Consider the following 21897-nt stretch of genomic DNA (forward strand, 5'->3'; position numbering starts at 1 on the left):
CCAGTCGCGCGCCAGACATGTCGCCATCATCATGGACGGCAATGGCCGCTGGGCCAAGAAGCGCGGACTGCCGCGCGCAGTCGGCCATCAGCGCGGGGTCGAGGCGGTGCGGCGGCTGGTGCGCAGCCTTGAGCCGACCGGGCTGGAATGCCTCACGCTTTACGCTTTCTCCTCCGAGAACTGGAAGCGATCCGAGGATGAAGTCGATGATCTGATGAACCTGATGCGCCGGTTCATCAAATCCGACCTGCCCGAATTCGTCGCCAACAATGTCAAGCTCAAGATCATCGGTGACTGGCAAAGCCTTGCACCCGATATCGTCGCCATGCTCGAAGATGCGCTGGCACAGACGGCGCATGGCAAGCAGACGCTGGCCGTGGCGCTCAATTATGGCGGCCAGCACGAGATCGCCCGCGCGGCGGCCAAGGCGGCAGCAGCAGGCGAGGTCTCGATCGAGACCATCGCAGCCCATCTCGACACCCATGATCTACCGCCGCTCGACCTGCTGATCCGCACCAGTGGGGAAATCCGCCTGTCGAATTTCCTGCTGTGGCAGGCGGCCTATGCCGAGATGCTGTTCGTCGATACGCTGTGGCCCGATTTCGAACCGGCGCATCTGACGCAGGCGCTTAATGACTTTGCCCGGAGGGAGCGGCGCTATGGCGGGCGGTGAAATAGGCGCGGGATCGGCGTCCGACCTGCCGATCCGGCTGGGCTCGGCGGTGGTCATGCTGGTGCTGGCCGGCGGGGCGCTGTGGCTGGGCGGCTGGTTCTGGACAGGGTTTGTTGCGCTTCTGGCGCTCGGCGTCTTGTGGGAATGGAATCGGTTGGTGAGCCGTTTCGGCCTTTCCGGGGCGGGCGAGACGCTGTGGTTCTTTGGTGGCGTGATCTATATCGGCGGGGCGGCGCTGGCGATGCTGGCGCTGCGCAATGGAGCGCAGTTTCTGCCCGTAGGCGGGCGAAGCCTGGGTTATGGACCGATTGCCGTGCTGATCGGCTATATTCTCCCGATCATCGCGGTCGATGCAGGTGCCTATTTCGCCGGACGCGCGATTGGTGGGCCGAAGATCGCACCGAAGATCAGCCCGTCCAAGACTTGGGCTGGGCTTGGCGGCGGGGCGCTCGCAGCGGGGCTTGTGGGCATCGGCAATGAACTTGCGGATTTCGGCCCGGCGGCTGGATCGCCGGGTTATGATGTGGCGACACTTGCACTGGCACTGCTCGCGGGCGTGATCATCGCAGTGCTCGCACAGACGGGCGATTTCTTCGAAAGCTGGATGAAACGACGCGCAGGTGTGAAGGATTCGGGCGCCCTCATTCCCGGCCATGGCGGGTTGTTTGATCGGCTTGACGGGTTCCTTGCGGTGTTCTTCGTGCTGTTTGTGATTGCCTTGGGCCTGCGTTTGCTGGGATGATGCGATGATGAAGCGTTCGCTCACCCTGCTCGGCGCGACCGGATCGATTGGTGCATCGACGCTCGATCTGGTGCGCCGCAATCGCGAGGCGTGGCAGGTCGAGGCGCTGACGGCGCAATGCAGCGCGGCGGAACTGGCGGCTCTGGCCATCGAATTCGGTGCAAAGCTGGCCGTGGTCGGTGACGAGGCTTGCCTGCCGGAACTGCGCGCGGCGCTCGGCACCAGCGGGATCGAAGCCGCAGGCGGGCGCGCGGCGCTGGTCGAGGCGTCGGCGCGGCCGGTGGACATGACCGTGGCGGCGATTGTCGGCTGTGCGGGGCTGGCGCCGGTGATGGCGGCGGTCGAGCGCGGCGGCACTATTGCGCTTGCCAACAAGGAAGCGCTGGTTTCGGCAGGCGAAGTGCTGATGGAGGCCGTTGCCCGTCACGGCGCGACCCTGCTGCCGACAGACTCCGAACACAACGCGATCTTTCAGTGCCTTGCCGGCAACCGGATCGAGGATGTGGCGACGATCACCCTTACCGCGAGCGGTGGGCCTTTGCGCACCTGGACGCAGGCCCAGCTTGATGCGGCAACGCCTGCGGAGGCGGTCGCGCACCCCAACTGGTCGATGGGCGCCAAGATCAGCGTTGATTCAGCGACGATGATGAACAAGGGGCTCGAATATATCGAGGCCTATCACCTGTTCCCGGTCGGGCTGGAGAAGCTAGGGATCGTGGTTCACCCGCAGAGCGTCATTCACTCGATGGTCGAATTCCGCGACCGTTCGACGCTGGCGCAGCTTGGCCCCTCGGATATGCGCGTGCCGATTGCCTCGTGCCTCGCCTGGCCGCAGCGGATGGAAACGCCGCTCAGCCCGCTTGATCTTGCAGCCATTGGCGAACTGACCTTTTTCCAGCCCGACGAGGAACGTTTCCCCGCCACGCGATTGGCGCGCGACGCGATCCGGGCGGGAGGCTCTGCGCCTGCGATCCTCAATGCGGCGAACGAAGTCGCCGTCGCCGCATTCCTCGCCGGTCAGATCAGGTTCACCCGCATTGCAGCATTGGTGGAAGAAACCCTGATGCGCAGCAACGACGCCCCGCGCCCGGCGAGCCTCGAGGAAGTGCTCGCTGTCGATCATTCCGCAAGGATGCAGGCACAAAGCCTGCTGGAGAACAAAGCCTTTGTTTGAAAGCCCCCCTTTCTGGATGTACGTTATCGGCTTCCTGCTGCTGCTGGGGCCGCTCGTCACCCTGCATGAACTTGGCCACTATCTGGTCGGTCGCTGGTTCGGCGTTCAGGCGGAGGCTTTTTCGGTCGGCTTCGGCAAGGAGATTGCCGGTTTCACTGATCGGCGCGGGACACGCTGGAAGCTCTCGGCGCTCCCCTTGGGGGGCTACGTCCAGTTCAAGGGAGACATGAACCCGGCGAGCGTCCCTGATGCCGGCGCCCCGGTCGAGGAAGGCAGCTTCCAGCACGCTGCGCTGTGGAAGCGGGCGCTGATCGTGGCGGCGGGGCCAATCACCAATCTGGTGCTGGCGATTGCGATCTTTGCCGCGTTCTTCGCTGTCATCGGCAAACCGGTAATCGTCGGCGAGGAAGACTCGCGCACCATTGGCGCCTTCGCCGAAGGCAGCGTGGCTGAGGCCGCGGGGCTGAAGGTCGGCGATGTAGTGGTGGCCATTGATGGCCGTCCGATCCGCGATTTCACCGAGCTGAAGACGACGATTGCGCTCCATCCGGGACGCAGCATGGTTTTGACGGTCGACCGGGCGGGGGAACAGCGTGATTTCTCGCTCACCGCTGCGCGCGTCCAGCGCCGGGACGATTTCGGCAATGTCAGCACCGAAGGGCTGATCGGGGTCATCCCGGCTGGGGGCGAGTACGAGCTTGAAGATGTCAGCATCCTAGAGGCGATCCCGCTTGGCGTGCAGCAGAGCTGGGATTTCACCGGCATGATGATCACCGGCATCCAGCAGATCCTGACCGGGGAGCGTTCGGTCAAGGAGCTGGGCGGGCCGCTGAAGATCGCGAAGTTCTCCGGCGAGCAGATGAGCATGGGCGCCGCCGCCTTCATCCATTTTGCCGCCCTGATCTCGCTTAATTTGGCATTCATCAACTTCTTGCCAATCCCCGCGCTCGATGGTGGGCACCTGATGTTCTACGCGGCCGAGGCGATCCGCCGGAAGCCGGTGGGGCCACAGGCGACCGAATGGGCTTATCGCACCGGGATTGCATTGGTGCTGATGCTGATGGTGGTGGTGACGGTGAACGATATTGTCTCGCTGCCGATTTTCGGTAGCTGATCAGAGCGCCCGGCACGCTTTGCCGGGGAATTCCGCCCCGTCTGTCGCGAAGCGGGGCGTGCGCGGCTTGATTGAAAAGAGCACATCGGGCAGAGGCGTTGGCCTGCGGGAGGGGACCGCGCAGGCAAGAGTGCAAAAGGTTGCAGACAAGGGATCACGGTGCGCAATGCGCGGCACTGTGATGCACAGGGTTGGAAACGGGATTTTAGCTGCATGAACCGAATGAGCGAGACGGGCCCGGTGCCGGTCAATTGCAACCCCACACTCCAACGCGGCCCTTCGCGCACCCTTCGTCTTGCGGGCGCGCTGTGCTGCGGCTCGATCCTTGCCGGGATGCCTGGGCTTGCCTTCGCTCAGCAGCAGCCCGCGCCAGCGCCCACCGCGCAGCCTGCGCCCCAGCCTGCTGCCGAGCCCGCGCCCGCGCCGCGCAGCAATGTGATCCGCACCATCAACGTGGTCGGAGCAGAGCGTCTCGAGCCGACGACCATTCTCAGTTATATCCGCCTGCGGGTGGGGCAGGAGTACACTTCTGCCGGTGCTGACGAAGCACTGAAGGACCTCGGCGCGACCGAACTTTTCGCCAATTTCTCGATCCGCAATGACGGTGGCAATGTCGTCATCAACGTGACCGAAAACCCGGTGATCAACCGCATCGTTCTGGAAGGCAACCAGCGCCTCAAGAACGACAAGATCCTGCCCGAGATCAAGCTCGCGCCGCGCCAGATCTTCACCCGTTCCAAGGTGCGCGCGGATGTGTCGCGGATCATCGAGCTCTACAAGCGCCAGGGCCGCTTTGCCGCGCAGGTCGAGCCCAAGATGGTGCAGCTGCCGCAGAACCGCGTCGACATCGTGTTCGAGATTTCGGAAGGCCCGAAGTCGAAAGTCCGTCAGATCAACATTCTCGGCAACGAGAAATTCTCCGATGGCGAGCTGCGCGGCGAGATGGTGACAAAGCAGGCCCGCCTCTCCACCTTCCTCAGCTCCAACACCAGCTATGACCCCGATCGTCTGGCCTTCGACCAGCAGAAGCTGCGCCAGTTCTATCTCACGCAGGGCTATGCCGACTTTCGCGTCGTTTCCGCCGTTGCCGAGCTGACGCCCGACCAGAAGGACTTCATCATCACCTACGTGGTGGAGGAAGGCGAGCGCTACAATTTCGGCGAGGTCAAGGTCGACAGCCAGCTGCGCGATTTCGACAGCGAAGTCATGAGCGGCAATCTGCCGATGAAGGAAGGCGATTTCTACAATGCCAAGACGGTCGAGGACACCGTCGAGCAGCTGACCGAACTGGCTGGCCGCTATGGCTATGCCTTTGCCGACGTGCAGCCGCGCTTCAACCGCAATCCTGACGAGCGCAAGATGAATGTCACCTTCATCCTGCGCGAAGCGCCGCGCGTCTATGTCGAGCGGGTCGACATCAACGGCAATACGCTGACGCAGGACAAGGTCGTGCGCCGCGAATTCCGTCTGGCAGAGGGCGACGCCTTCAACTCGCTGGGCGTGCTGCGCACCACTGCGCGCATCAATTCGCTGGCGTTCTTCCAGGAGAATTTTGAAGTCACCCAGACCGAAGGCAGCGCGCCTGACCGGATCGTTCTGGAAGCCAATGTCGAAGAGCGCCCGACTGGCGAATTGCAGTTTTCGGCCGGCTTTTCCTCGATCGAACAGTTCATTCTGGCAGGCAGCATCCGCCAGCGCAATTTCCGCGGGCGCGGGCAGACCATCGGTCTTAGCGTCAACTATTCGCAGTTCTCGCGATCGGCGCAGGTGAGCCTGAGTGATCCCTACATCTTCGATCGTAACATTTCCGGCGGGATCGACATTTATCGCCGGGATTTCAACAGCTTCAACTTCACCGGCAATAACCGCAACACGACCTTCGAACAGGCGACCACCGGTTTTTCGATGCGCGCAGGTGTGCCGCTGACCGAGTACATGTCGCTGGTTGGCAGCTACACGCTCAACTACGAAAACGTGACGCTGGACGAAAACCTGTTCTTTTCCGACCTTGATGGCGATGGCACGCGGGAGTGCGATCCGCTGCGCGCCGGCCGCTTCCTGTGCGATGCGATCGGCACGCGGCTGAGTTCGATTGTGGGTCTCAGCCTCAACTACAACTCGCTCAACTCCCGCATCCGGCCGACTCGCGGCAAGACCGTCTCGCTTAGCGGCGAATTCGCGGGTCTTGGCGGGGATGTGCGCTATGCCCGTTTCCGTGGCCGCGCGCAGCAATTCTGGAGTGTTGGGCGGTCGGGCTTCATCTTCTCGATTCTGGCGGAAGGCGGCACGATCATCCCCTTGCAGGAGCGTCCCGGTGCTGGCGTTGATGACGTGCTGCTGACCGATCGCTTCTTCCTCGGCGAACCGCAGTTCCGCGGCTTCGCGATCCGCGGGGTCGGCCCGCGCATCCTGACACAGACCTCGGTGCTCGACGGCGGACGTCCGCGGCTCGATGAAAATGGCAACATCGTCTTCCTGACCGAACGTCGTCAGGTGCGCGACGACGCGATCGGGGGACGCAACTACTACCTTGGCCGCGCCGAGCTTGAAATTCCGCTTGGATCAGGCGCGCGCGAGCTTGGGCTGAGGCCCTCGATCTGGGCCGACGTCGGGGCGCTGTGGGGCGTCGAGACCCCGGTTCTTACCGTCAACCCGGCCGGCAATCCGCTCCGCAACGAGAACGGGGAGCCGCTTTATCAGATCCCCGGAACCATCACGACCACGACCGATCCGGCCCAGCCTGACGGCACACTCAATATCCGCCTGGTCGAACCGGGCACCAATATCCGCGAGCTGTTCCTCGGCAATTCGCCGAGCCCGCGCATCACCGCCGGGATCGGGGTCAACTGGAACTCGCCCTTCGGTCCCTTCCGCATCGACTTCGCTCAGACCATCCGCAAGGTGGAAGGCGATGACGAGCGCACCTTTACCTTCAACGTAGGAACTCAATTCTGATGACACGTCTTGTCCAGCTTATTGCTCCGGCCGGTCTTGCGCTGGCCGCCCTGACGGCGCTGCCCGCACAGGCTCAGGTCGAAGGCCGAATGGCCACGGTCGACACCACCGGAGCGATCATCAGCACCAACGCTTTCCAGACCTCGTTCGAGCAGGTCTCCACCACTTATGCTCAGCAGACCGAACTGCTGCGCACCAAGGCGCAGGAGCGCCAGACCATCCTCGCCAAGTTCGACAAGAACGGCGACAAGCAGGTCGATGAAGCCGAAAACGAGGCGATGCAGAAGTCAGCCGACTATCCCAAGCTGCAGACCCTCGATCAGGAAATGCAGGGCCTGACCGCCCAGATCGAAGGCGCCCGCATCTTTGCGGTCGAACAGATCGCCGGGCAGCTCAACGCTGCGCTGCAGGATGTGGTCAACACGCAGCAGATCAAGATGGTCATCGATCCCAATACGCTGATCTACGCCCCGCCCGAGGCTGACATTACCCAGCAGGTGGTCACCGCACTCAATGCTAAGGTGCCGGCCGTGGGCATCGTGCCGCCTTCGGGCTGGAAGCCGAGCCGTGATGGCCTCCAGATCTATCAGGAAATCCAGCAGCGTCTCACCATCCTGGCGCAGATCGCGCGGCAGCAGCAGGCCGCCCAGCAACAGCAGCAGGGTAACCCTGCGGCGCCTGTTGGACGCTGATAAGGAACGGAGCTGACACGATGAGTGACACGGGTAGCGCGCCGGCACAGGCGCTGGATTACGATATCGTCAAGATCCTCAAGGCCTTGCCGCATCGCTACCCGCTGTTGCTGGTTGACCGGGTGCGGTCGATCGAGCTGGGCGAACGGATCCACGCGGTCAAGGCCGTGAGCATGAACGAACAGTTCTTTCAGGGCCATTTTCCCGGCGCGCCGATCATGCCCGGTGTGCTGCAGATCGAGGCGCTGGCGCAGGCCGCGGGCATCCTCGGGATCGAGACGATGGAGCTGGCAGGCACAGGCAAGCTGGTTATCTTCATGGGCATCGAGAACGCCAAGTTCCGCGCCCCGGTGACGCCCGGCTGCCTGCTCGACCTCGACGTCGAGTTCACTCAGAAGCGTGCTCGCGTCTACAAGTTCAAGGGTGTGGCCAGCGTCGAGGGGAAGACCACCTGCGAGGTCGAATTCACCGCGATGATGGTGGATAGTATTTGATTTGCGCGGGCTCCTCCGGGCCCGCGTCCTCGGTGCTGTTCCCTCCGCTTTGCTGCGGGGCACCTGCGGCTCGCGCCGTGCGCTCGCGGTGCCTGCGGCACCGATCCATGCACTTTCTCCGAGGGTTCTCCCGGTATCGGTTGCGTAGCGACCGCAAGGCCGACTGGCCGCCCGCAGCGGAAGCGAAGCTGAACCGCCAAAGGCGGGGCACCCGCCCGCAGGGCGTGTGAGCGAGGATTTCGCAACCCGGAGGGGTTGCGGAACACAAAGACTCAGCAGGCGGGGTTGCCTTTCAAGGCAAACCCCGCTAGCGGCCGCGCTTCCCATTTCATAGCACCGCCGGTCGGAACCGGCGCCATGCTGCAAAGGACACCGCCATGAAGACCGAAGGTCACCCCGATTACCACATGATCACGGTCAAGATGACCGATGGCACTGAATTCCAGACCCGCTCGACCTGGGGCAAGGAAGGCGATGTGCTCGCGCTCGATATCGATCCGCTGAGCCATCCCGCATGGACTGGTGGTCGCCAGCAGGTGCAGGAAGGCGGCCGCGTGGCCCAGTTCAACAAGCGTTTCGGCGGGCTTACCCTCAAGAAGTAAGCGGCGTCACAAGCTGCGCGGGCCTCGGCCCGCAACGAGGAGGGCGGCCCGACGGGGTCGCCTTTTTCGTTTGGGGTCAGGGTGGCCGGGGCGTGAGCCTCAACCACCCCTGATCATCACGCCGCGCACTTGATGCAGCGTGTGGCAATCGGACGTGCAGCAAGGCGCGCGCGCGGGATCGTTTCCCCGCAATTGGCACAGGTGCCATAGGTGCCATTTTCGATCCGGGCGAGGGCCGCGCGCACTTGCACAGCCTCGGCCCGCAACACGTCCTCGACGCCTTCCAGCGCCTCGTCATCGGCCAGATCGATCGCCTGTTCCGAGAAATCCGCATCGAGCGGCTGGCGCAGATCATCCTCGATCTCATCAGCCCGCTCGGTAAGTTCGGCCAGCCGCTGGCGCAGCTTTTCGGCAATGTCTGCAAATTCGTCCATCATCCCCTCCATTCGCGTTCGCGATACCATTTGGTGATCACGTATTTCACGCCTTTCCTGACCTTCATTCCGTGATGGAGCGTCGCGTGATTGACACCGCCATCGGCCAGACGATTGTTCCAGCAGAGCAATTTTCCCGCCTCGGGCTGAAAGGTCTTGTCCAGCACCTTGAAACGGGTAGCGCCGCCTGCGGCAACGTCATTGAGATAGATCATGAACGTCCAGGTGCGATTGCCCGACAGGGCGCAATAGCGATCAAAATCGCGCCCGCCCGGCGTGAAGTAGTCGGTGTGGGCCTTGAATTCCTGTCCCTCCGCATACCGCTGGCCCTGAAGGGGTTCGCCATAGGCCGGATCAATCCCGGAAACTTCGCTCAGCAGCGCCTCGATCCGTTTCACCGCAGGCAGGTCGGCGGCAAGATCGCAGGTCTCGCTGGTACGGAAATAGGCATCGCCATTATCGTCCGCGATGGTCGATGGACGGCGGTCGCGTTCGATCAGCGAGACCAGATCGGCGGCGAGATCGGGCGCAACGAATCGCCGCTGCTGGAACACGCAAGCCTTCTGCGTAGGCACGCGCTGCATCCCCGGCTGCGCTGCGAGACGGGCGGCAATTGAGTCGCTGGTGATGTTCATGGCGCTTGCAGGATAGAAGCGCATCGGGGCTTGGCAATGGCCCTGCGTAACAATCTTGCGCGAGCGCGGCCTCAGCGCAGTTTTCGCTTCCCTTGGGAATGGGTTTGTGCAAGAGGCGCGCCTCCCTTGTCAGCGCACTTGACCGCGCCTGTTCCTTGCGTAAACCGCCCGTCTTCGCGCGGGGCTCGCAGCGACCGGAACGGTAGCAGGCGGGCAGGGGCGTGTGGCGATCATAGCTCAGTTGGTTAGAGCGCCGGTTTGTGGTACCGGAGGTCACGGGTTCGAACCCCGTTGGTCGCCCCATCTTCCCCCTTTCGTGAATGCACTTCCGCGCCGGACAGGGGACTGACATGACCGCTTTCTGGGCTGAGCCCGATTTCGACGCACACGAACTTGTGCAACTGGTGCATGACCGGACGAGCGGGCTGACAGCGATCATCGCGGTGCATTCCACCCATTGCGGCCCGGCAGCGGGCGGTACTCGCTTTTGGCATTACAATGATCCGGCGGGCGCGATGCGCGATGTTCTGCGCCTGTCGCGCGGGATGAGCTACAAGAACGCCATGGCCGGTCTGCCGATGGGCGGCGGCAAGGCGGTGATCCTCGCCGATGAACAGCGCACGAAAACGCCTGAACTGCTGGCCGCTTTTGGCGATGCTGTCGAAGGGCTGGGTGGGCGATACGTCACGGCTGAGGATGTTGGCATCACCGAGGCTGACATGGTCGCGGTGTCCCAGCGCACGGCCCATGTGTCCGGCCTGCCGGTCGCGGGCGAGGGCAGCGCGGGCGGCGACCCCGGGCCGTTCACCGCTTACGGTATCTACCTCGGCATCAAGGCTGCCGTCCGTCACAAACTGGGCAAGGACAATCTTCAGGGAGTCCATGTCGCCGTACAGGGTACCGGCTCCGTCGGCGGCGGTGTTGCCCGGCTGCTGGCGAAGGACGGTGCCAGACTGACGCTGGCCGACATCAATGACAGCCGTGCCGCTGCGCTGGCCGATGCGCTTGGCGGAAAAGCCGTCGCCTCCGATGCGATCATGACGACGGCCTGCGACGTGTTCAGCCCCAATGCGCTGGGCGCTATTCTTGATGATGCGGGTATCGCCGGGCTCGACTGCGCGATTGTGGCGGGCGGGGCGAACAACCAGCTCGCCCGTCCCGAACATGGCGTGACGCTTGCGGCGCGCGGCATTCTCTATGCGCCGGATTATGTCATCAACGCCGGCGGGATCATCTCGGTTGCGACCGAATATCTCGCTCGCCGCGCCGGACGCAGTGGGGACATTGCCGAGGTTGACGCCCTGATTGCGCAAATCCCCGGACGGCTCGAGACGATCTGGCAGGAAAGCGAATCGAGTGGCATTTCCGCAGACGTCGTGGCTGACCGGATGGCGCAGAAGCTGATCGGTCGCGGCTGATCGTGTGCGGGTAAAGGCGGACTGTGCGGCGGGAACTATTCCGCCAAGCCGCCATTTGCTCTCTTGTCGGGATCGGGTGTAAGGCTACAAGCCCGGCTGACCGCGAAACATCATGCACATCTACGCCAACCCCGCCCGTTTTCTCCAGCTTGCCAAGTGGCTCATGCCGCTCCTGTTCTGGAGCGGGCTGGTGCTTTCGCTTGGCGCGGTTGCCTGGGGCCTGCTTATGGTTCCGCCAGACCGGCTGATGGGCGAAACGGTGCGCATCCTGTTCATCCACGTGCCGGCCGCATGGCTTGGCATGGGGGGCTGGGCGGGGATCGCGATTTCCAGCGCCATGCTGCTGATCTGGAAGCACCCGCTGGCCGCCCTTTCGGCCCGTGCGATTGCGGTGCCGGGCATGGTGTTCTGCGCGATCTGTCTTGCCACTGGCTCGATCTGGGGCCGCCCGACCTGGGGCACTTGGTGGGAGTGGGACGGGCGGCTGACGAGCATGTTGGTACTGCTGTTCCTCTATGCGGGTTACATTGCCCTCACTGAGGCAACGGAGAAGGAAGGCGGTTCGGGAAAGATCGCGGCGATTTTCGGCCTCGTCGGCGCAGTCAATGTGCCGATCATCAACCGTTCGGTCGTGTGGTGGAATTCGCTCCATCAGCCGCCCAGCATCACCATGGGCAAGAGCGCGATAGATGCCGCCTACCTGTGGCCGCTGCTGGTGGCGGTGATCGGCTTCTCGCTGCTGTTCGGCGGGATCGTGCTGATGCGGATGCGCGCGCTGATCGCCGAAGCGCAGGTCGAGGCGCGGCTGCGGCGGCAGGCGCTCGACGATGACGCGCCGCGTGCGGCGGCCTCCGTTCCGGTGATGGAGCAGGCCTGATGCGCGAGGAATTGAACCAGTGGGATTTCGTGATCCTCGCCTACGGGGTGGGGGTCGTGGCGCTCGTGGTGCTGGCCGTGTGGGCTTGGCGCGCGATGGCGCGGGCCGAGGCGCGCCGTGACGCGACCCGGCGGCGCTGAGAAGGAAAACGCATGAAGGCCAAGCATCAACGTCTCGTCCTCGTCGTCATCGCCTTTGCGGCGTTGATTGCAGCAGGGCTGATCTTCGTTTGGGCGTCTCGCAATCAGTTGAGCTATTTCTATTACCCCGAAGAAATGGTTTCAAAGCCGCCTGAGGCCGGGCGGGCTGTACGGCTTGGTGGCATGGTTCAAGAGGGGTCGATTAAGACCGAGCCTGACGGCGTGACTGTTACTTTTGTGGTCACCGGAAAAACTGCGGACACTGTAACAGTGCGTTACCGTGGTATTTTGCCCGATCTGTTCGTCGAGAATTCAGGGGTCATTGCCGAGGGCAGCCTTGATGAAAACGGCGTGTTCGTCGCCACCAACCTGCTCGCCAAGCATGACGAGAATTACGTGCCCAAGGAGCTTGAAGGCATGGGCACGCAGCAGGCAGCCAAAATCGCCGAAGAAACCACGGTCGGGCTGAACTAGGATCGTAACGGGGTGAGGGCCAGACAATGATTGCCGAAATCGGATTGGCCGCCCTGTGGCTCGCCGCCGCGCTGGCGGTGTTGCAGATGGTCTCGGGCGGTTTTGCCCTGCGCTCCGCCGATGGCGCGCCCAATCCGCTCGCGATCTATGCCCGCCCCGCCGCGGTGGTGCAGGCGGTGCTGGCAGTGCTGGCCTTCCTGATGCTGCTGTGGGCTTTCGCGATCACCGATCTTTCGATCAAGCTGGTCGCCACCAATTCGCACTCGATGAAGCCACTGATCTACAAGCTCACCGGCACCTGGGGCAACCACGAGGGCTCGATGCTGCTGTGGGTCGGTGTGCTGGCGGCCTCGGGCGGCTTGCTCGCCGGGTTCGAAAAGCGCCTGCCGGAACGCACCATGGGCGCGACACTGGCGGTGCAGGGCTTTGTCGCGCTGGGGTTCTATGCCTTCCTGCTGCTGTCCTCCAACCCGTTCGAGCGGTTGCCGGTGCCGGCAGCGGAGGGAACAGGCCTCAATCCGCTGTTGCAGGACATCGGCCTCGCGATCCATCCGCCCACCCTTTACGCCGGCTATGTCGGGCTTTCCGTGGCCTTCAGCCTTGCAATGGGCGCGCTGCTGACGCGTGAGGTCAATCCGGCCTTTGCCCGCGTCATGCGCCCATGGGTGCTGGGCGCGTGGGTGCTGCTGACCTTTGGCATCACGGCGGGTTCCTATTGGGCCTATTACGAGCTTGGCTGGGGCGGCTGGTGGTTCTGGGACCCGGTCGAGAACGCATCGCTGATGCCATGGCTCGCCGCGACTGCGCTGATGCATTCGGTCAGCGTGCTGGCGGCGCGCGATGCGCTGCGCACCTGGACTATCATGCTCGGCGTGCTGGCGTTCTCGATGTCGATGCTTGGCACATTCCTTGTCCGCTCGGGCGTACTGACAAGCGTCCACGCCTTTGCGGTCGATCCTGAGCGCGGGGCCTTCATTCTTGGCTTGCTGGGCCTCTACATCGGGGGCGCCTTCGCGATCTTCGCTCTGCGCGCGGGCGCTGTCGCCGAAGGCAAGCGGTTTTCCGCCACCAGCCGCGAAGGCGCGCTGGTGTTCAACAACGTCATGCTATCGGCGATCCTTGCCATTGTGCTGCTTGGCACGCTTTACCCGCTGCTGACCGAGGCCTTCGACGTACGCGTCAGCGTCGGCCCGCCCTATTTCAACCCGGCATCGGCGATCTTTGCGGTGCCGATGTTTCTCGTGATGGCGGTCGGCCCGCTGCTGCGCTGGAAGGATGACAAGCCCGCGCGGCTCCAGTTTGAACTCGCGCTGATCGCCGCGCTGCTGATCGGCAGCATCGCGCTGGTGAGCTTTTTCGGCCAGTTTGCCTTACTGCCGCTGCTTGGGTTGGGCCTGGCGGCGGCCTTGGGCGTTGCCGCTTTCCTGCCTCTGCGCGGTCGCAACATCCGGCGCGTGCCGGTGGCGACATGGGGCATGGTCTTGGCCCATTTCGGTGTCGCGGTTTCGCTGTTCGGCATGGCCTGCGAAAGTGCCTTCACCCAGGAACGCCTTGCCGCGGTCGCGCCCGGCGGCACCGAACAGGTGGGTGATTTCGCAGTGACGCTGGAAAGCGTGACTCCGGTGGCCGGCCCCAACTGGACCGCGATCGAGGCCCGGCTTGCTGTCAGCGAGAATGGCGGCGCTCCGGTAATCCTCACCCCGCAGGCACGCAATTTCTGGTCGCCGCCACAGTCCACCAGCGAAAGCGCGCTGCTGACCCGCTGGGACGGTCAGCTTTATGCTGTGCTCGGCCAGCAGGCTGAAGATGGGCGCTGGCAGATCCGGGTGTGGTGGAAACCGTTTGTGACCTTCATCTGGTACGGCGGACTGTTGATCGCCCTTGGCGGCATTCTGTCGATTGCGGGCCGTGTGCGGGTTGATGTGAGGCGCCGTCACGCCGCCGCCAAGGGGGCTGAGCGCCGCGCCGATCTTGAGGCGCTGGGCGCTGGCCCGGTTCCGGCCGCGGCGGAGTAGGTCTGCCATGTCGAACCGTTTGTTTCTGTGGGTGCCGCTCGCCCTGTTCGCCTTTTTCGCTGGGCTGGCAGGCTATATGCTGACGCAGGAGAAGGATCAGTTCGTCGAAAGCGCGATGATCGGGCAGAGCTTGCCGGACTTTGCGCTCGATCCGGCATTCGGCGGACTGCCGGGGGCTTCGAAGGCGGATTTTATCGGTGACAAGCCCCGCCTGCTCAACATCTGGGCAAGCTGGTGCCTGCCTTGCATTGCTGAGGCTCCGCAGCTCGAGACGCTGAAGGAACAGGGCGTCGAGATCATCGGTATCGCCATTCGTGACCGCCCGGCTGATGTCGCGCGCTTTCTGGAACGCCATGGCAATCCTTACACCCGCATCGGTTCTGACCGCATTTCCGAGGTGCAGCTTGCAATCGGCTCGTCGGGTGTGCCGGAGACCTTCGTGATCGATGCCAATGGCGTGATCCGCTATCAGCATATCGGCGATATCCGCGAAGCTGATGTGGCAAAGCTGATCGCCGAACTGGAGAAGGCGCAATGATCCGGGCTGCTCTTGCTGCGCTGCTGGCTCTGCTTGCGCTGCCCGCGCTGGCGCAGGACACCATGCCGCCTGCGCCCTATGCCTATAATCAGCTCTCCGATCCGAAGCTGGAGGCCGAGGCGACGGCGCTGATGCACACCCTGCGCTGTCTCAAGTGCCAGTCGCAGTCGATTGCCGACAGCGACGCGCCGATGGCTGGCGACATGCGCCATCAGGTGCGCAGCCGCATTCTCGCTGGCGAAAGCCCGGAGCAGATTCGTGCCTGGTTGATCGCACGGTATGGCGATTACGTGAGCTACAATCCCACCGTCAGCTCAACCACATGGCCGCTGTTCGCTGTGCCTTTGCTGGTAATCCTGCTCGTGGCGGGCGTGCTGCTGCGGCGGCTGGGCAAACGTCGCGATGACGCGGGGGATGTGGCATGATCGAAGGCTGGATGGCGGTTTCGGCGCTCGCGCTGACGGCATTTGCCTTTGCGGTGCTGGCGCTGAAGCTCCCGCGCGAAGGGTTGACGATGTTCGGCGCGGCGCTTGTTTTCGGTCTTGCAGGCTATGCCTGGCAGGGCTCTCCCGCGCAGCCTTCCGCGCCGCGCCCCCCGGTCGCTGCTGCCGGTGAGCAAGGCGAGGCAATGGTTGAAGGCCGCGCTGCCTTGTTCGAGCGCACCACGCCGCCCGCCGATTATCTTGTGACCTCCGATGCCTTCGCCCGGCGCGGCCAGTTCGCCGACGCGGCGGCGCTGTTGCAGAAAGGGCTGAGAGACAATCCGCGCGACCTGGAAGGCTGGCTTGCGCTGGGGATGGCGCTGGTGGGCCATGCCGATGGTTTTGTCACGCCTGCCGCAGTGCAGGCCTTTGGCCGCGCCAAGGCAATTGATCCATCCCATCCCGGGGCGGAATACTTCCTCGGCTTTGCCTATCTGCAAAGCGGCGAGGTTGTCGCGGCGCGCAATGTCTGGGCAGGGTTGGTCGAAAACTCCCCGCCCGATGCGCCATGGCGCGAGGGGCTGGCAGCCGAAGTTGCCAGGCTTGACGACATGATTGCGCGCGCGCCGATGTTGCAGGGCCGGTAACTGCGAAGCGCCGCTGTCACAGCGATGTTGCAGGTGCGAAAGCAGAGTGCTAGGCGCGCCGCCTTGCGGTTCTGAGTCGTTCAGGCCGGCATGGGCAGTACCGGGGGGATACGGGAAATCCGATTGACATGAGCACGTCAGCTTCCTCCTCCGCATTGCCCGCCGCTGGCGCTGAAACCGCCGGGCACAGCCACGGCCACGGCGCCTCGACCCTGACGCTCGCAGTCGGCGCGGTTGGCGTTGTGTTTGGCGACATCGGCACCAGCCCGCTCTACGCCTTCCGCGAAACCTTTGCCTCGCACCACGGTGCGCCGGGCATCTCCCCTGACGCCGCGCATATCCACGGGGTGCTGAGCCTCGTGTTCTGGTCGATGATGATGGTGGTGACAGTCAAATACGTCCTCACCATCACCCGCGCCGACAACAAGGGCGAGGGCGGGAGCCTCGCGCTGCTGGCGCTGATCCGCCGCGCCTCCGACAGCGCCGGGTGGACCGCCCCGCTGGTGCTGCTGGGCGTGTTCGCCACCGCGCTGTTCTATGGCGACAGCATGATCACTCCGGCGATCTCGGTGCTCTCCGCCACCGAGGGCCTGCAATATATCGTCCCCGGTTTCGAGCCGTGGATCGTCCCCACCGCCATCGCCATTCTGGTCTGCCTGTTCGCGCTGCAATCGCGCGGGACCGAGAAGGTGGGCAAGCTGTTCGGGCCGATCATGCTGACCTATTTCGGCATGCTGGCGACGCTAGGCGTCATGCACCTCAGCGCCAATCCCTCGATCATCCTCGAGACGATCAACCCGGCAAACGCGCTCAATTTCTTCATCACTGACGGATTCGTGGCCTTCATCGCGCTGGGCAGCGTGGTGCTGGCCGTGACCGGGGCCGAGGCGCTCTATGCCGACATGGGGCATTTCGGGAGGAAGCCGATCGGGATTTCGTGGCTGACCTTTGTCTTCCCGGCGCTGATGCTCAATTACATGGGGCAGGGCGCGCTGGTTCTGTCGCAGACCTCGCCTGAGGCGGCTGCGGCGCTGATCAAGGATCCCTTCTTCCTGATGATCCCCGATATCGTGCGGGTGCCGGTGATCATCCTGGCGCTGCTCGCCACGATCATCGCCAGCCAGGCGGTGATCTCGGGCGCGTTCAGCCTGACCCAGCAAGCGATCCAGCTGGGCTTCATCCCGCGCATGGAGATCCATCACACCAGCGCGACCGCCGCAGGGCAGATCTATATTCCGGCGATCAACTGGGGCCTGATGGTGATGGTGATCCTGCTGGTGCTGTTCTTCCAGTCGTCCAGCAATCTTGCCGCCGCCTACGGGATCGCGGTGACGGGCGCGATGTTCATCGACACCCTGCTGCTTGCCGCGGTGTTGACGGCGCTGTGGCGCTGGCCGCTGTGGAAGGCGCTGCCGCTGGTGGCGGTGTTCCTGATCGTCGATGTCGCCTATTTCGGCGCGAACCTCATCAAGGTGCCGCAGGGCGGGTGGGTGCCGCTGGCCATCGGCTTCGTCATCTTCACCCTGCTCACCACCTGGGCGCGCGGGCGCAAGCTGATGCGCGAACGCATGAGCGAGAGTGCGCTACCGCTCGAAATCTTCGCCAAGTCGGCCAAGAATTCCGCGCTGCGCGTTCCCGGCACGGCGATCTTCATGGCATCGAGCACCGCCGGGGTGCCGAGCGCACTGTTGCACAATATCAAGCACAACAAGGTGCTGCACGAACGCGTTGTGATCCTCACCATCGCGATTGCCGATGTACCCTATGTGGATCCCGATACACGCTGCGAGATGACCGATCTGGGTGACGGCTTCTACCGCGCGGTGCTGCATTACGGCTTCATGGAAGAAACCGACGTGCCGCTGGGGCTCAAGAAGATGGAGCGCTGCGGCGGCACCTTCGACATGATGCACACCAGCTTCTTCCTCTCGCGCCAGACCCTGCTGCCGTCCGAGAAACCGGCGATGCCGCTGTGGCGCGAGAAGATCTTCGCCTGGCTCCTGCGCAATTCGGCAAGCGCGATGGACTTCTTCAAGCTGCCCACCAACCGCGTGGTGGAGCTGGGCAGCCAGGTGGAGATTTGATCGTCCGGCAATCCGCTTGACAAACTTGACACCCTGTCAAGTTTGGCGATGGCAATATTATACCTATAATTCAATCACCTGCCCGCCATATGTCGGGAGGTTGACATTGGGGGCGGGGTGGCATTTCCCCGCACAGACCGGACAATCGGAAAGAGCTGAAGCCATTCTGACGGAGCGGCGGAGAGTAGGAAAGCGGCGCTCCGGCCTTGCCCATATCAGGCGGTCGGCGGCTCGTCCTTGAGCGGCTCGTCGCGCTCCTCGAAGCTGAGGCCGTGCTTCAGCAGCATCGGAATCTGGCTGAAGGTGAACAGGAAGGTCAGCGGCAGGAACACCCAGATCTTGGCCCACAGCCAGCTTTCGAACGAAAGCTGCGCGCGCAGGACTTCGTTGAGCGCAGCCAGCATGAGGAAGAACACCCCCCAGTTGCGCGAAAGCTTGCGCCAGCCCAGATCCGAAAGCCCCTCGAAAGCCGCTTCAAGCAGGATCTTGAGCAGGGCCTTGCCCGCAAAGAACCCGCCCAGCAACACCACGCCGAATCCGGCATAGATGATCGTGGGCTTCAGCTGCACGAAGGTCGGATCACCGAAGAAAATCGTGAGCCCCCCGAAACCCACGATCAGCGCGGTCGAAAACCACAGCATCGGGGAGACCTTGCCCAGCAGCCATTTGGACGCCAGCAGCGCAATCACCGCCGCGACCATGAAGGCGCCGGTCCCATAAATGATCGCAATCAGTTCTGCCCCCGGACTGGTCTCCTCAGGCGACATCCAGCGATAGACGGCCAGAAACACCAGCAGCGGGCCGTAATCGACCGCGACGTTGAGCCAGCTGGAAGCGGCTTTCTTGCCCTCGGTCTCGCTCATCATGCCACCCCGGCAATCACGCGGGCGACCAGATCGGGGTCGAACGGGCGCAGGTCTTCCATCTTCTCGCCAACGCCGATGGCGTGGATGGGGAGGCCATATTGCTCCGCCGCTGCCACCAGCACCCCGCCGCGCGCCGTGCCGTCCAGCTTGGTCATGATCAGGCCGGTGACGCCCGCGACTTCCTTGAACACGTCGATCTGCGACAGCGCGTTCTGGCCGTTGGTGGCATCGAGCACCAGCACCACGTCATGCGGGGCTTCGGGATTGATGCGGCCGAGGACGCGGCGGATCTTCGCCAGTTCCTCCATCAGCTCTTTCTTGTTCTGCAAGCGGCCTGCGGTGTCGACGATCAGCGCGTCGATCCCGGTGTCGGTGGCCTGCTTCACGGCATCGAACACGATTGCCGCCGGATCGCCGCCTTCCGGCCCGCGCACGATATCGACCCCGATGCGGCCCGCCCACGTCGCCAGCTGGCCGATGGCCGCGGCGCGGAAGGTGTCGCCCGCCGCCAGCAGCACGCCGTAATCATCCTCCTGAAACAGGTGGGCGAGCTTGGCGATGGTGGTGGTCTTGCCTGAGCCGTTGACGCCGATCACCAGGATCACCTGCGGTCGCGGGAAGGCCGTGATTTCAAGCGGCTTGGCGACCGGGCGCAGGATCGCGGCGATCTCTTCCGCGACTGCTTCCTTCAACTCGCGGGTGGTGATCTCCAGCCCGAAGCGCTTCTCGGCCAGGCGTGCGCGGATGCGGGCAGCGGCCGACGGCCCGAGATCGGAGAGGATCAGCGCATCTTCGACCTCGTCGAGCGTCGCATCGTCAAGTTTTGCCGTCCCGCCGCCGCTTCCGGGCAGGTTGGCGGCGAGCCGTTCCGAGGTCTTGGCGAACCCGCCGAACAGGCGCTGGGTCCAGCTGGTTTCACTCATGCGAGCAGGCCCTCCCTGACCGCGCTTGGGGTCACATCGACAATAGTGCCGGGGGCGATGCCGTGGGGCAGCGCAACCGGCGCGTAATTCGGCGCATAGCCGGTGCCGCCGCGTTCGGCGAGGACAGGCAGCGTTTCGCCCACAAGCCCGGCGAGCCAGACTGCGCGCCGCTGCGCTGCGCGAGCGCGCAGGCTCGCAGCGCGGGCCTTTACCACGTCTCGGGAAAGCTGCGGCATCCGCGCTGCCGGGGTGCCGGGGCGGGGCGAGAAGGGGAAGATGTGGGCGTGGACGATGTCGAGTTCGTCAATAATGGAAAGGTTGGCCTGATGGTGCGCCTCATCCTCAGTGGGGAAGCCGGCGATGAGGTCAGCGCCCACGGCGATGTCGGGGCGCAGCGCCTTCAATCGCGCCACCAGTTCCACCGCATCGGCGTGGCTGTGCCGCCGCTTCATGCGCTTGAGGATCAGGTCGGCCCCATGCTGGAGCGAGAGGTGGAGATGCGGCATCACCCGCGCTTCGTTCGCCAGTAGGTCGAACAGCAGCGGATCGATCTCGATCCCGTCGACCGAGGACAGGCGCAGGCGCGGCAGGTCGGGGCAGGCCGCGAGGATCGCCTCGACCAGCGCGCCGAGCCGCGGAGCGCCGGGCAAGTCATGGCCCCAGCTGGTCAGATCGACACCGGTCAGCACGACTTCCCTTGCGCCTTCGGCACAGTGCGCTTCGATGTCGCGCAGCACCTCTGCCACCGTCAGCGAACGGCTTGCGCCCCGGCCTTGCGGGATGACGCAGAAGGTGCAGGTATGATCGCAGCCGTTCTGAACGGCGACGAAAGCGCGGGTGCGCGTCGGGGCCAGCGGCGGGGCGTCGCCGGGAACATTCCACGCCCGCGGATCGAGTTTGGCCGCGTTGGCGATAAGCCCGTCAACTTCCGACATCGCGCCGATTTCCGCGCGGTCGATCTCGGCCGCGCAGCCGGTCACCACGAGGCGTGCGGTGGGGTGATCGCGGCGCGCGCGGCGGATCGCCTGCCGCGTCTGGCGGAGCGCCTCGGCGGTCACCGCACAGGAATTGACCACCACAAGATCGCTCTCGCCAGCCAGCATGGCGCGCATCCGCTCGCTTTCGGCGATATTCATGCGGCAGCCGAGGCTGATGATCTGCGGGGCGTTCAAGAATAGTCGTCCCAGTCGAAAGTGCCGCGGAAGCTTTCGGCGGCAGGCCCGCTCATCAGGATCGAGCCGCCCGGTTCCCAGGCGATCACCAGATCGCCGCCCGGCAAAGTGACCCGCACCGGGCTCTGGACAAGACCGCGCCGGATCGCCGCGACCGCCGTGGCGCAGGCGCCGGTGCCGCAGGCCTGCGTCAGACCAGCGCCCCGTTCCCACACCCGCAGCTTGAGATGATCCGGTCCGGCAAGATGCGCGACGTTGACGTTGATGCGTTCGGGAAAGATCGGATCGTGTTCGATCACCGGCCCCAGTTCTTCAAGCGGCACTGCCTCGGCATCTGCAACGAAGAAGATCACGTGCGGATTGCCGACATTGATTGCCATCGGGCCTTCCAATGTCTCCCACCCGACCGGCATGGTTGCGGTGTCCATCGGATAGGCCAGCGGGATCGCGTCCCAATCAAACCGCGGCGCGCCCATGTCGACCCGCGCTCCGCCATCCTCGGGTTCAAGGGCAATCGGCCCGCCGCTGGTGGCGATGGTGACAGGCTGGCCGTGGAGCAGGGCAACCGCGCGGCTGGCATTGCCGCAGGCCTCGACCTCGCCGCCATCGCTGTTGAAGATCCGCATGCGGAACGCTTGGACTTCATCCCGCTCAAGCACGATGACCTGATCGCAGCCAATGCCGGTCCGCCGGTCTGCAATGGCGCGGGCCACCGCCGGCGTCATGGGCGGCAGCGGCGTCTTGCGCCCGTCGATCACGACAAAGTCATTGCCGAGCCCGTGCATCTTGATGAAGGCGATTGTCTG

23 protein-coding genes and 1 tRNA gene are annotated in these 21897 nt (G+C 64.1%); 18 read left to right on the plus strand and 6 right to left on the minus strand.

Annotated elements, in window-relative coordinates:
* Window positions 1–31 precede the first annotated feature (31 nt).
* From uppS to rpmE, 8 genes are all read left to right on the plus strand, one after another.
* The gene (gene uppS / locus CHX26_RS08495; RefSeq protein ID WP_233997342.1) at window positions 32–673 is read left to right on the plus strand and encodes a polyprenyl diphosphate synthase; all 642 of its coding nucleotides are present in this window, start codon (window positions 32–34) and stop codon (window positions 671–673) included.
* Window positions 660–1415, plus strand: coding sequence for a phosphatidate cytidylyltransferase (locus CHX26_RS08500; protein WP_104941994.1), 756 nt, complete (start codon window positions 660–662; stop codon window positions 1413–1415). The genes uppS and CHX26_RS08500 overlap by 14 nt, the downstream gene beginning before the upstream one ends.
* Before the next feature lie 7 nt (window positions 1416–1422).
* Window positions 1423–2589 carry a 1-deoxy-D-xylulose-5-phosphate reductoisomerase gene (gene dxr, locus CHX26_RS08505; RefSeq protein WP_104943346.1) on the plus strand — a complete coding sequence of 389 codons (1167 nt, stop codon included), beginning with the start codon at window positions 1423–1425 and terminating at the stop codon, window positions 2587–2589.
* Window positions 2590–2605: 16 nt separating this feature from the next.
* Window positions 2606–3703 (plus strand): RIP metalloprotease RseP, encoded by a 1098-nt coding sequence (gene rseP, locus CHX26_RS08510; protein ID WP_104941995.1) that lies wholly within the window; start codon window positions 2606–2608, stop codon window positions 3701–3703.
* A 222-nt stretch (window positions 3704–3925) separates the two neighbouring features.
* Window positions 3926–6658, plus strand: a complete 2733-nt coding sequence (bamA, locus tag CHX26_RS08515) for an outer membrane protein assembly factor BamA (protein WP_104941996.1) — start codon at window positions 3926–3928, stop codon at window positions 6656–6658.
* Window positions 6658–7350, plus strand: a complete 693-nt coding sequence (locus tag CHX26_RS08520; RefSeq protein WP_104941997.1) for an OmpH family outer membrane protein — start codon at window positions 6658–6660, stop codon at window positions 7348–7350. Before bamA ends, CHX26_RS08520 begins: the two co-directional genes overlap by 1 nt.
* A gap of 20 nt (window positions 7351–7370) precedes the next feature.
* Window positions 7371–7844, plus strand: coding sequence for a 3-hydroxyacyl-ACP dehydratase FabZ (gene fabZ / locus CHX26_RS08525; protein ID WP_104941998.1), 474 nt, complete (start codon window positions 7371–7373; stop codon window positions 7842–7844).
* A 377-nt stretch (window positions 7845–8221) separates the two neighbouring features.
* Window positions 8222–8446 carry a 50S ribosomal protein L31 gene (gene rpmE, locus CHX26_RS08530; protein ID WP_104941999.1) on the plus strand — a complete coding sequence of 75 codons (225 nt, stop codon included), beginning with the start codon at window positions 8222–8224 and terminating at the stop codon, window positions 8444–8446.
* Between the two features lie 116 nt (window positions 8447–8562).
* Here rpmE and CHX26_RS08535 read toward each other — a convergent pair whose 3' ends face one another.
* Together CHX26_RS08535 and CHX26_RS08540 are read right to left on the minus strand one after the other, a co-directional pair.
* On the minus strand, window positions 8563–8880 hold the full coding sequence (locus CHX26_RS08535; RefSeq protein WP_104943347.1) for a TraR/DksA family transcriptional regulator: 318 nt from the start codon (window positions 8878–8880) through the stop codon (window positions 8563–8565).
* Window positions 8880–9515 carry a prolyl hydroxylase family protein gene (locus CHX26_RS08540; protein WP_104943348.1) on the minus strand — a complete coding sequence of 212 codons (636 nt, stop codon included), beginning with the start codon at window positions 9513–9515 and terminating at the stop codon, window positions 8880–8882. Before CHX26_RS08540 ends, CHX26_RS08535 begins: the two co-directional genes overlap by 1 nt.
* A 226-nt stretch (window positions 9516–9741) precedes the next feature.
* Here CHX26_RS08540 and CHX26_RS08545 point away from each other — a divergent pair.
* The 10 genes from CHX26_RS08545 (at window position 9742) to CHX26_RS08585 (ending at window position 18130) form a co-directional block, all read left to right on the plus strand.
* Window positions 9742–9818, plus strand: a tRNA-His gene (locus tag CHX26_RS08545).
* Between the two features lie 47 nt (window positions 9819–9865).
* Window positions 9866–10933: a Glu/Leu/Phe/Val family dehydrogenase gene (locus tag CHX26_RS08550; RefSeq protein ID WP_104942000.1), complete on the plus strand. Its 1068-nt coding sequence runs from the start codon at window positions 9866–9868 to the stop codon at window positions 10931–10933.
* 112 nt (window positions 10934–11045) lie between these two features.
* Window positions 11046–11810: a heme ABC transporter permease CcmC gene (gene ccmC / locus CHX26_RS08555; protein ID WP_104942001.1), complete on the plus strand. Its 765-nt coding sequence runs from the start codon at window positions 11046–11048 to the stop codon at window positions 11808–11810.
* Window positions 11810–11950 carry a hypothetical protein gene (locus CHX26_RS15880; RefSeq protein WP_172449749.1) on the plus strand — a complete coding sequence of 47 codons (141 nt, stop codon included), beginning with the start codon at window positions 11810–11812 and terminating at the stop codon, window positions 11948–11950. Before ccmC ends, CHX26_RS15880 begins: the two co-directional genes overlap by 1 nt.
* A gap of 12 nt (window positions 11951–11962) precedes the next feature.
* Window positions 11963–12424: a cytochrome c maturation protein CcmE gene (gene ccmE / locus CHX26_RS08560; protein ID WP_104942002.1), complete on the plus strand. Its 462-nt coding sequence runs from the start codon at window positions 11963–11965 to the stop codon at window positions 12422–12424.
* 26 nt (window positions 12425–12450) lie between these two features.
* The gene (locus CHX26_RS08565) at window positions 12451–14439 is read left to right on the plus strand and encodes a heme lyase CcmF/NrfE family subunit (RefSeq protein ID WP_104942003.1); all 1989 of its coding nucleotides are present in this window, start codon (window positions 12451–12453) and stop codon (window positions 14437–14439) included.
* 7 nt (window positions 14440–14446) lie between these two features.
* Window positions 14447–14977 (plus strand): DsbE family thiol:disulfide interchange protein, encoded by a 531-nt coding sequence (locus CHX26_RS08570; RefSeq protein ID WP_104942004.1) that lies wholly within the window; start codon window positions 14447–14449, stop codon window positions 14975–14977.
* Entirely contained in the window at window positions 14974–15402 is a 429-nt protein-coding gene (locus CHX26_RS08575) for a cytochrome c-type biogenesis protein (protein ID WP_104942005.1), read from the plus strand. The genes CHX26_RS08570 and CHX26_RS08575 overlap by 4 nt, the downstream gene beginning before the upstream one ends.
* A complete protein-coding gene (locus tag CHX26_RS08580; protein WP_104942006.1) occupies window positions 15399–16046 on the plus strand; it encodes a tetratricopeptide repeat protein in 648 nt (215 codons plus the stop codon). Before CHX26_RS08575 ends, CHX26_RS08580 begins: the two co-directional genes overlap by 4 nt.
* A gap of 128 nt (window positions 16047–16174) precedes the next feature.
* Window positions 16175–18130 (plus strand): potassium transporter Kup, encoded by a 1956-nt coding sequence (locus CHX26_RS08585; RefSeq protein WP_104942007.1) that lies wholly within the window; start codon window positions 16175–16177, stop codon window positions 18128–18130.
* A 215-nt stretch (window positions 18131–18345) separates the two neighbouring features.
* Here CHX26_RS08585 and CHX26_RS08590 read toward each other — a convergent pair whose 3' ends face one another.
* Genes CHX26_RS08590 through dapF form a run of 4 tightly spaced genes read right to left on the minus strand, consistent with a single transcriptional unit; the run spans window position 18346 to window position 21876 of the window.
* The gene (locus CHX26_RS08590) at window positions 18346–18993 is read right to left on the minus strand and encodes an inner membrane-spanning protein YciB (protein WP_104942008.1); all 648 of its coding nucleotides are present in this window, start codon (window positions 18991–18993) and stop codon (window positions 18346–18348) included.
* A complete protein-coding gene (gene ftsY, locus CHX26_RS08595) occupies window positions 18993–19919 on the minus strand; it encodes a signal recognition particle-docking protein FtsY (RefSeq protein WP_104942009.1) in 927 nt (308 codons plus the stop codon). The genes CHX26_RS08590 and ftsY overlap by 1 nt, the downstream gene beginning before the upstream one ends.
* Window positions 19916–21091 (minus strand): MiaB/RimO family radical SAM methylthiotransferase, encoded by a 1176-nt coding sequence (locus CHX26_RS08600; RefSeq protein ID WP_104942010.1) that lies wholly within the window; start codon window positions 21089–21091, stop codon window positions 19916–19918. The genes ftsY and CHX26_RS08600 overlap by 4 nt, the downstream gene beginning before the upstream one ends.
* Entirely contained in the window at window positions 21088–21876 is a 789-nt protein-coding gene (dapF, locus tag CHX26_RS08605; RefSeq protein WP_233997343.1) for a diaminopimelate epimerase, read from the minus strand. Before dapF ends, CHX26_RS08600 begins: the two co-directional genes overlap by 4 nt.
* Window positions 21877–21897 lie beyond the last annotated feature (21 nt).

The organism is Porphyrobacter sp. HT-58-2 (assembly GCF_002952215.1).
GTDB lineage: Bacteria > Pseudomonadota > Alphaproteobacteria > Sphingomonadales > Sphingomonadaceae > Erythrobacter.